General features: G+C 44.8%; 10 protein-coding genes. 9 read left to right on the forward strand and 1 reads right to left on the reverse strand.

The window, feature by feature from the left end:
* A partial coding sequence (locus LDL35_RS01235) for an AMP-binding protein (protein WP_304018690.1) occupies positions 1–1,108 on the forward strand: 1,108 nt, incomplete at its 5' end.
* Positions 1,109–1,363: 255 nt separating this feature from the next.
* On the opposite strand, the gene LDL35_RS01240 is transcribed toward LDL35_RS01235, so the two are convergent.
* A complete protein-coding gene (locus LDL35_RS01240) occupies positions 1,364–1,993 on the reverse strand; it encodes a DUF5591 domain-containing protein (RefSeq protein WP_304018692.1) in 630 nt (209 codons plus the stop codon).
* A gap of 247 nt (positions 1,994–2,240) precedes the next feature.
* Between LDL35_RS01240 and LDL35_RS01245 the strand changes: the two genes are divergently transcribed.
* The 8 genes from LDL35_RS01245 to LDL35_RS01280 all read left to right on the forward strand — a co-directional run.
* Positions 2,241–2,825: a cache domain-containing protein gene (locus LDL35_RS01245; RefSeq protein ID WP_304018694.1), complete on the forward strand. Its 585-nt coding sequence runs from the start codon at positions 2,241–2,243 to the stop codon at positions 2,823–2,825.
* 296 nt (positions 2,826–3,121) lie between these two features.
* Complete coding sequence (locus LDL35_RS01250; RefSeq protein WP_304018695.1) at positions 3,122–4,234, forward strand: ABC transporter substrate-binding protein; 1,113 nt, start codon at positions 3,122–3,124, stop codon at positions 4,232–4,234.
* 77 nt (positions 4,235–4,311) lie between these two features.
* The gene (locus tag LDL35_RS01255; RefSeq protein WP_304018697.1) at positions 4,312–5,352 is read left to right on the forward strand and encodes an iron ABC transporter permease; all 1,041 of its coding nucleotides are present in this window, start codon (positions 4,312–4,314) and stop codon (positions 5,350–5,352) included.
* Positions 5,352–6,182, forward strand: coding sequence for an ABC transporter ATP-binding protein (locus LDL35_RS01260; RefSeq protein WP_304018698.1), 831 nt, complete (start codon positions 5,352–5,354; stop codon positions 6,180–6,182). The genes LDL35_RS01255 and LDL35_RS01260 overlap by 1 nt, the downstream gene beginning before the upstream one ends.
* An 11-nt stretch (positions 6,183–6,193) precedes the next feature.
* The gene (locus LDL35_RS01265; protein WP_304018700.1) at positions 6,194–6,868 is read left to right on the forward strand and encodes a class I SAM-dependent methyltransferase; all 675 of its coding nucleotides are present in this window, start codon (positions 6,194–6,196) and stop codon (positions 6,866–6,868) included.
* Positions 6,869–6,878: 10 nt separating this feature from the next.
* On the forward strand, positions 6,879–8,615 hold the full coding sequence (locus LDL35_RS01270; RefSeq protein ID WP_304018702.1) for a radical SAM protein: 1,737 nt from the start codon (positions 6,879–6,881) through the stop codon (positions 8,613–8,615).
* A 66-nt stretch (positions 8,616–8,681) separates the two neighbouring features.
* A complete protein-coding gene (locus LDL35_RS01275) occupies positions 8,682–9,224 on the forward strand; it encodes a hypothetical protein (RefSeq protein ID WP_304018704.1) in 543 nt (180 codons plus the stop codon).
* A gap of 342 nt (positions 9,225–9,566) precedes the next feature.
* Positions 9,567–10,000 (forward strand): MCP four helix bundle domain-containing protein (locus LDL35_RS01280; RefSeq protein ID WP_304018705.1); only part of this gene is annotated, 434 nt, incomplete at its 3' end.

Genomic DNA, 10,000 nt, shown 5'->3' on the forward strand with positions numbered 1-10,000 from the left:
CTATACAAGCGGGACGACCGGCCAGCCAAAAGGGATTGTTCATACCACCGGAGGATATCTCGTCGGAGCTCATTACACCTGCAAATACATCTTTGATCTCAAAGAGAACGATGTCCACTGGTGTACTGCCGACCCGGGCTGGATCACCGGACATAGTTATATCGTGTATGGTCCGCTCTCAGTAGGAGCTACAGTGCTCATCACCGAGATCACCCCTGATTATCCTGACCCGGGAGTCTGGTGGAGTCTTATTGAAGAGTTTGGTGTAACGGTCTTTTACACCGCTCCAACCGCCATCCGGATGTTCATGAAGGTTGGTGAGCAATGGCCGGATAAGTATAACCTCAGCTCCCTCCGGATCATCGGATCGGTCGGCGAACCCCTCAACCCGGAGGCATTTGAATGGTACTACCGGGTTATCGGAAGAAACAGGTGCCCCATCCTTGATACCTGGTGGCAGACGGAAACAGGTATGCACATGATCACAACCCCGCTTGGACAGCCTATGAAACCCGGATTTGCAGGCGTTCCTATACCAGGAGTTGTGGCAGATGTGGTGGACAAGGAAGGCAATCCGGTTCCTGCACGGCAGGGAGGTCTGCTGGTCATCAAGGAGCCGTGGCCATCGATGATGCGGACCGTCTACAATAATCCGGACCGGTATAAGCAGTACTGGAACCAGATTAAAAACTGGTATACCGTCGGTGATCTTGCGGTAAAGGACGAGGACGGATACATCATGGTTCTGGGAAGATCTGATGATATCATCATCGTCGCCGGTCATAATCTGGGAACGGCAGAGGTGGAATCAGCCCTGGTCTCCCACGAAGCAGTTGCAGAGGCTGCCGTCATCGGTGTTCCGGACGAGGTGAAAGGACAGGCGGTAAAAGCCTTTGTCATCCTCAGACAGGGATATGAACCAAGTCAGAAGCTCGTCTCCGAACTGACATACCATGTCAGGATGACCATCGGCCCAATCGCCATGCCATCCGGCATAGAATTTATGGATAAGCTGCCAAAGACGAGAAGCGGGAAGATCATGCGACGTGTCCTCAAGGCAAAAGAGATGGGAGTTGATCCAGGCGACATCTCAACCCTTGAAGAATAATTTTTTTTTAACCTTCCCCCTTATTTCCAAGATGAAAAACACCACATCCATTCAGATTACCCTAAATTTGAGTCCATTATTAGGAAATAAACTCATTTTGAGTATTTAAGACCCCTGACCAGACATGGATCAGGTTCCAAAATCCCCATAGCGGCCTTCTATGGAATCACATATTCAAACACTATGCCCGGAACGATATGAAGGTAAGGAAAAGCCAAGGATCCATATGCTAATATATTAATATTTTTATATTAACTATAAAGAATCTCGTATAAAAACAAGACCTTTATAGAACTCTTCAAGATATTCCTCCATGTTCAGGCTTCCTTCCTGAAAAGGACAGTCAAGTTCCATTATTTTATGAATTACATCCTTTCCTGGCATGATCATATCAATAGGGACTCCTGCCAGCTCGGATCCCTGGATCAATGCCCTCCGGAACGGTCCAATACAATAGGCAATTCTCTTTTTATACGTATCTTTCGTTTTTTGAAGATACCCCGCTACCCGTTCGGTTTCAATCCTGAGAAAATCCTCCTGTATGGATGGATCCTTCACTTTTCCCAGCATATATTGATAATGAGCGTAAGGATACATGGTTTCCAGTTCTGCCGGGAGGATACCACAGGTTCCAAAGATCACGATATGATATAAATCAGGCTGCAGAACCTCATCGATGATCGCTCGCATGATCCGGTGACTCGGACTGGTACTGTATGGTTTTCGCACCGCACAGGGGATAAATATTGCAATGTCACGAGGGGGCACCTCGTACACATCAATGATGTACCGGTAGGATGCCTCAAATTCGGGAAGATAAAAGGGTGGATCGGTCAGTATCTTGTCAGATGGGGAGTGCTGTACGTCAGTTCTCGGATCTTCCATTCCATACTAATGACCATGAGAGGGCATATAAGTCCTATGAGAGAATAAACTCATGCCTGGTTGTGACCAGCTGAACCGATATACGCATTGTACCCGAAAGGAATACCAGACGTCCACTCTGGGTCATTGGGATTCCAAACGATATTCAGACCAGAGTTGTTACATACCCAAAGGGAATCCTGAATCAAAAATCCCATGTATTATCACATCCAATAATGAAATCATGACTCATTACTTCATTATTTGTTTGGTTTTTCTGCTCGGTATTGCCTCCCTTTCAGCAGATCTGCAGGATAGCCCTGACATTGTGGAACCAATCACCATTTCAGAAACCAACCTCACAAAAGACCTATCACAATCAGAAGTACAAACAGAGAATAACCAGGCATCAGATTCTCTGGACAAACCTGTTGCAGAAATGGTTGCATTTGTTCAGGAGGCGGTTCAATATGCCCGGGATAATAAGAAGGAAGATGTCCTTGCTGAATTTAGTAACCGGAGCGGATCATTCTTCAGAGGAAACCTCTACATCTATGCCTATGATTTTGACGGAATCACCCTTGCCCACCCGCTCCAGACCGAATTAATCGGAAAGAGCAGACTAAAAGAGCGTGATGCAGAAAATGAGTACTTTATCCGAAATCTGCGTGATGTAGCTTTGAACGGATCAGGATTTGTTGTCTTTCATTATGTAAATCCTGGCCACAACAATGCTGTTGAGAAGAAACTTGGATATGTTGAGGCAGTGGATGATACCTGGTGGCTTGGCTCAGGGATTTATGGTGAGAACGTCACCCTTCCGAAAGAAGTTTCCTGGCATACTCCAATTTAAATACTGAATGATTCTGAAAACCAATCTCTTTTTCCATCTGCAATTTCAGGTAGATATCTTTTAAAATGAACACGCAGTTCCATCCGGAGTTTAGGGAGATTTGATCGACCAACAGGTTTTCAATTGTTAAACCAATTGATTAACCAATTCAAATAAGTAAATATATACCTCCACCAGTGTACCTTTTTTTCACTCGTCATATTCATTGTGTGAGTGTACTCCGGCTATTCAATATCCGGACTATGTGCAATCATATGTGATGAGATAACAAAAATCGGTATCACTGGAGTTACTGAATGAAACAATACATTTTGTTTATCATCTGTGCAATCCTTGGAGCTCTATTCCTTGGAATGCCGGTATGTGCAGAAGAGAGTAAAACTCGTATCATTACTGATATGACCGGAAATGAAATCGAAATTCCGGAAGCTATTGAACGTGTTGCATTTTTTGGAGGCCCAATCGGTCAGGTCCCCTATATTCTTGGTGTTCAGGATACCATTGTTGCGACTTCAATCGGGAGTAAGAATTCGCAGCTTCTCAACATCATGGACCCGAACCTGAAAAATATTGCTGCACCACGACAGACAAATGGAATTATCAATATTGAGGAATTGATCAAATCAGAACCACAGTTTGTTCTTGCAGGGAATGTAGACGGGGAGATTGTTGAAAAACAGACTTCAATTCCGGTTGTTTACTTCTTTGAGAACTCCGACGGTAATGTAGAGCAGACAAAAGCCGAAGTCACCTTTATCGGCTCTATCTATGGAAAAGAAGATCGGGCACAGAAATATGCAGACTATCTTGACTCTACGTTATCACTAGTGAAATCACGTATCGGAGACATTCCACTTTCTGAGCAGAAAGTTCTCTTTAACGGATATGATGCAAATCACCTCATCACCTATGGTGGAGACAGCTACATGCAGGAGCGTATTGAGAACGCCGGTCTTCAAAACGCTGCACTCGAAGTAAATACCTCTGGTGTCAGGCCTGGAATTCATGCAGGTCTTGATGAGATCTCCATGGAACAGGTCCTGAAGTGGAACCCGGATATTCTGGTCATTGATACCGGATCACCTGAAGATGTGTACAATGATCCGAAGTGGGCTAGTGTTAAGGCAGTTCAGAACCGCCAGGTATTCCGGCTTCCAAATGGTGTGTTTGTATGGAACCGGCCAACCGCAGAGTCTGCAGTCCTTCACCCGCTCTGGATGGCTAAAATTGCATATCCTGAACGATTTAATGACATCTCCATGCAGGATGAGGTCAAAAAATTCTACCAGGAGATCTTCTCCTATGAGTTAACCGACGAACAGGTCGATAAGGTCCTCTCTGGTGAATTTGCATCTGCCATAAGTGCAGGAAAGGGACAGACAAACCAGACAAACATGGGAAATAAGTAATTCCCGGAGAACATTTTTTCATTTTTTTGACAGGATATCTGATATGATCCATGTCATTGATACCAGAGTAAACGCTTATGATAAGAAATCCTGTAAAAAAAGAGTTTAGGGGAAGACGAAATTACACCCTGCTAAAGACAGGTCTGGTTCTTTTTCTTTGTAGCACGACTCTGATCTCTCTTATGGTCGGACGATTCGACGTACCCCCTTATGACGTAATCAATGCTATTTTTTCCGGTTTTATTCCATCTCCTGACCTCTCGCCTACAGTCAGAAGTGTAATCGTGGATGTCCGGCTTCCCCGGGTTATCGCAGTAATTCTCGTAGGTGCTGCTTTATCTGTTGCTGGTGCTGCATTCCAGGGACTTTTCCGAAACCCGCTCGTATCTCCGGATATTCTGGGAGTCTCTGCCGGTGCAGGCTTTGGAGCAGCACTTGCCCTTCTCCTGACTGAAAACATATTTATTACCCAGACATTTGCTTTCCTCTTTGGGATCATCGCGGTAGGACTTGCATATATGATAAGCCGGGTTTACCGGGTCAGCACAACCCTCACTTTGGTCCTTGCCGGTATTGTGGTCGCAGCTCTTTTTCAGGCCCTGACTTCACTGGTAAAATATGTTGCAGATCCTCTCAATAAATTGCCGGCCATTGTTTTCTGGCTGATGGGTTCATTTAACCACATATCAAACTCCGATCTGATGGTGGCCGGGCCATTGCTGCTTGGAGGAATGTTTATTCTTTACCTGGTCAGGTGGCGGATTAATGTTCTTTCCATGGGTGAAGAGGATGCACGGGCACTTGGTGTTGATATCAGGCAACAAAAGGCGATTATCATCATTTCAGCAACGCTAATTTCAGCTGCTGCTGTTTCTATATGTGGAATAGTCGGATGGATAGGACTTGTTATCCCTCATGTAGGCAGGATCCTGGTGGGTCCGGATCATAAACTGCTCATTCCTATCGCTGCCTTAGTAGGAGCAACATATCTTCTGATCGTGGATACCGTCGCACGGACGGTAACGGTTACTGAAATCCCTATCGGGATTATTACTGCACTCGTGGGAGCACCGGTATTTGCATACCTTCTCAGGAAGACACAGACGGGGTGGAAGTAGTGACTAATCCATTAATTATCTCTGATCTTTCTTTTCGTTATCATGCAAAAGACGAAACCACCATTTTTTCCGGTATCAACCTGTCCCTTGCAAAAGGAGAAATATTCTGTCTGATCGGTCCGAATGGGACAGGCAAATCAACCCTGATAAAATGTATTGCCGGTCTTCTGACAGCCGAATCTGGCTCCGTCCACATTGATGGTGAAGAATTGAAGACACTCAGCCCGGCACGATCAGCCAGGATCGTTGGGTATGTCCCCCAATCACATACTCCCTCCTTCCCGTTTCCGGTTCGGGACGTGGTTGTCATGGGGAGATCACCCCATCTGGGTCCGCTTTCTTCACCGTCAGATTCTGATATGATGATTGCAGAGGAGTCCATGAAAACCGTCGGAGTATCACATCTGGCTGACCGTCCCTGCACTGATATCAGTGGCGGAGAGTATCAACTTGTCCTCATTGCACGGGCTCTGACTCAGCAGCCACGGATTCTTCTTCTTGATGAACCCACATCTCACCTGGATCTGGGAAATCAGATGAAGATTCTTCGTACTATTAGAAAATTGAGCGAACAAGGCCTTTCTATTCTGATGGCCACCCACTTTCCTGATCACGCATTCCTCATATCGGGACAGGTAGGGATGATGATGAATAAAGGGCTATCCAGAACCGGATCAGCAGAATCAATCATAAACGAAGGGATTATGCGGGAGGCTTATGATGCAGAAGTATGCATCATGACCATTCCAGGTGACAATGGCAGAAAGATCTGCATCCCTATGCTATCAGCCGGGGATAATCAGGAATATGCCCATACAATCATGAATTGAAGGAGTGACACATGAATACACACGATAATGCACAAAACAGTGAAAATGAAACCACACGATATGATCGGATGGATATAGAGCAGGCTCGGGCATTTGATGAAACTGCATCGAAGATATTTGCTCCGATTTACCCGGTTATTGCACGGCAGATTCTGGATAGGACCAAAGTATCAAGGGGAGTAGCTCTTGACGCAGGGTGTGGACCTGCTCACCTGTCCCTGGCCCTTGCACAGGAATCTGAGCTAAAACTATTTGCTTTTGACGCATCTCCCATGATGTTGGCAATTGCCTATGAACATATAACCGATGCAGGACTTGTCAAAAGAGTGGTCCCAGTTCTTGGAGATGTTCATGACATCCCTTTTGAAGATAATTCAATCGATCTGATTGTGAGCAGGGGATCCTGGTTCTTCTGGGATAATCTGGATCTGGCATTTAAAGAGATGTACAGAGTTCTGTCACCAGGTGGAATGACATTTATCGGGGGAGGATTTGGGAATGCACAGCTGAAAAAAGAGATTCATGCAACCATGGCTGAGATGGATCCGGAATTTTCAAAAGGGGTTTCTAACCGGATGATGACGAATAATCCAGACCGGATTAAAAAAGAACTGGAAAAGGCAGAAATCCAGACCTATGATCTGATACAGGACGACTCAGGGTTCTGGCTTATCATCAGAAAATAAAGGAAAACCAATGACAATCTGTTCAGTATGTGAGATGCGTTGTAATATTCAGGAGAACCAGTCCGGATCATGCGGAATGTATACCTGCCATGATGGGCAGATTCATGAACGGCATCCAAATTCATATCTTGTTGAATATCCGGTCAGTATTGAGACTATCCCGTTCCTACATTTTTATCCGAAACAAAAATTTTTACAGGTCAGTACCGTTGGTTGTAATTTCAGATGTGTGGGATGTGTATCAGATCTCCTGACCAGAACAGCCGCAGAATTTACCCCTTCACTGATTCATACTACACCTAAAGACATGGTTTCCCGTGCTATCAGCGAGAAATGCAGGGGAATCGTATTTGCTCTCAATGATCCAACGGTATCATTTCCATCCTTTCTTGCTCTGGCGCACCAGGCGAAACAGGCAGGACTCCTGATCGGCTGCTCCACAAACGGGTATTTCACTGATGAGTCATTATCCCTGATGATACCGGTTGTTGATGCGGTCGCTGTCGGGATTAAGGGAAGCGACGATGCCGCCTATCACGCATGTGGCGTGAGATCATCAGAACCGGTGTTCAGAAATATCAAGAAACTTGTGGATTCAGGCATCCATGTCGAAGTGACCGTGGTATATGAAAAAGGATCAGAAAAAGAATTGATAAAAACAGGCCGGCGTATTGTTGAAATCAGCCCGGAGATCCCCATTCTGGTTATGAGATTTATCCCCTTTGGTCCGGCTGATCTGGCTCTTGAACCGGGCATCCGTGCATCTGAAAAGATGTGTGATAAACTGCGGGAATTTGCCAGATATGTATATCTCTTTAATTCACCGGGTTCAGCATATCTTCAAACCAGATGTCCAAAGTGCGGTCAAATCATTGTAAGACGGGAGTTTTATGGTCCAATGGGGGCCAGGGTGATCGACAAATCCACACAATGGACCTGTTCCTGTGGATTTCACATTCCATATATTGGTACGATTGCACAAAATGCATACCAGGAAGAGGGTATGATGGGAGGGTATCGCCCGACTCGTGCTCTTGAAGTCATCAAGGCTATCACCACCTGTCTTGATATTCAGGATGAGAAAACAAGTGCAAAGGTGTGGATGGATTTTATCTCTCAAAATTATATCGACACACTTCATAAAAAAATCCAGAAGATTGAGACGTTCTATGAGGTCATTGCACATCTTGCGGAGATCACCGGAACGGTTCAAAAGGGTGATCTACTCATCGCATATATTCGGGATCGGATTGCATTCATCTCATCCCTTGTAGAGAATAAACCCAGACCACGGGTTTTGTATGTTATGGGAACTCCATTATTTATTTTAAATGAAGACAGGTTTGAAAACGCGATGGTCAGAGCAGCTGGGGGTGAACCGGTTAACGTAAATCTCCCCCGGAAAGGAAAACCCGGGATTATGGTGGATCCGGCATTTATCAACCAGTTGAATCCGGATGTTATCATGGTATCAGGATTTCTGTCAACTCCTCTTGAAGATATCTATGCAATCTGTGCAGAACAGGGCATCGATGTGAATGCGGTTCGACACCACCGGATCCATCTCATGCCACCATCATGGGATTTTGGGAGCCCACGATTTGTACTTGGTCTCTTCTACCAGGTCAGCGTGCTCCACCCGGACATTGCTGTCGATATTGAGAAAGAAGCAGAGCAGTTTTACCAGCAATTCTATCACATGCCATACGCCGAGGCGAAACCAAACAGGTCCTTTTTCCGGCCCTGAAACCTCTTTTTTCAAAGAGCTCCAATACCGGCAACCCTTTGGCATATAACGTCACAATGATGTTTTATGAGCCGTATTTTGGTTTTGTTCATTGCGGGTCTGCTTATTTTCAGTCTGACATCAGCAGGAAATGCAGACATGACCCCCCTTCCAAAGGTCCAGCTGCCGCTTGCACCGCCAGCACAGGAACCACCGTTTGATGATGATGAATTCTTTGATAAGGCTAACACCACCATATACAAGATCTGCACCGGGGAAACACTCCCGGTCGGAAAGATGAATACTGCTGTTCATGACTCGCTCGCCGGGACTTATTACACCCTTATCAGGATGAATGTCAGTCAGGAACAGTATCCACGGGCAGAAGAAGTTGTATCATTCCTGTCCTACACCCTGACACTATCAGAAAATTACCAGGACTATGAATCAGAGCAGAATAAGTTCTCCCCGGTCGAAATGGGCATTACACCTTATGAAGATCTGAAACCATGGTACAATGCAGCAGCCAGAATGTGGAAAAAGATTTCAAAAGATTATCCAGGTGCAGAGATGTACGGGATGCCTGCTGCAATCGGACCAAAATCATGGATAATCGGGCAGGTTCCATAGTTGCCAGTCAGATCTTCCTTTAATTTCATGGGATCTGTTCAGATACCCCCAGATAGGACACATTCATGCATCTACCATTAATACTTCTTTTTCAGATCGCATCAGCAGTTTAGAAATCCATATGGCTGTATTATCATCTTAAAGAATGTTTCGAAATGATATCTGTCATTCCCAGATTTTTAGCCTGTTTTGGTCATTCCCGATAAGACTTATCTTCCATGAACGCAGGCGACAAATTCATTGGTTACTTGCTGCCACCTATGCTTATATACTAAAAGAACAAGAATCAGGTATATGTCAGGGATGAAGACCGGGTAAAAAGTTGAAACAGGAGAGGGAACCATGACTATCATAGACAACATTTCTATTGGAAAAAAATTAATTGGCAGTTTTCTCTTTATCGCAGCGATAGTGGGTATTGTTGCATTCATTGGATATTCTAATATGCAGACAATGAACACCAGTCTGACATCAGTATATAATGATCGGCTTATCCCAATTCAGGATCTGGGTTCAGCCGATGCTGTTTTATATGAAATCAGGGGTGATTTTTACAAATATCTACTCATACCTGAGGAACGAGAAAATACCCGGAAAAAATTTGATGAAAATATAAAACTTGTTGATCAGTTGATGCAAAATTACCAGACCTCGAACCTTCTGGATTCTGAAAAAACGGAGCTTACTATATTTACTACCAACTGGGAACGATATAAGACACTGATTAAGGAAAACCAAGCATACTGGGATGAAGGAAATGAAAAAGTTGTCCTTGA

This window comes from Methanospirillum hungatei (genome assembly GCF_020216685.1).
In the GTDB taxonomy this organism is placed as follows: domain Archaea; phylum Halobacteriota; class Methanomicrobia; order Methanomicrobiales; family Methanospirillaceae; genus Methanospirillum; species Methanospirillum hungatei_B.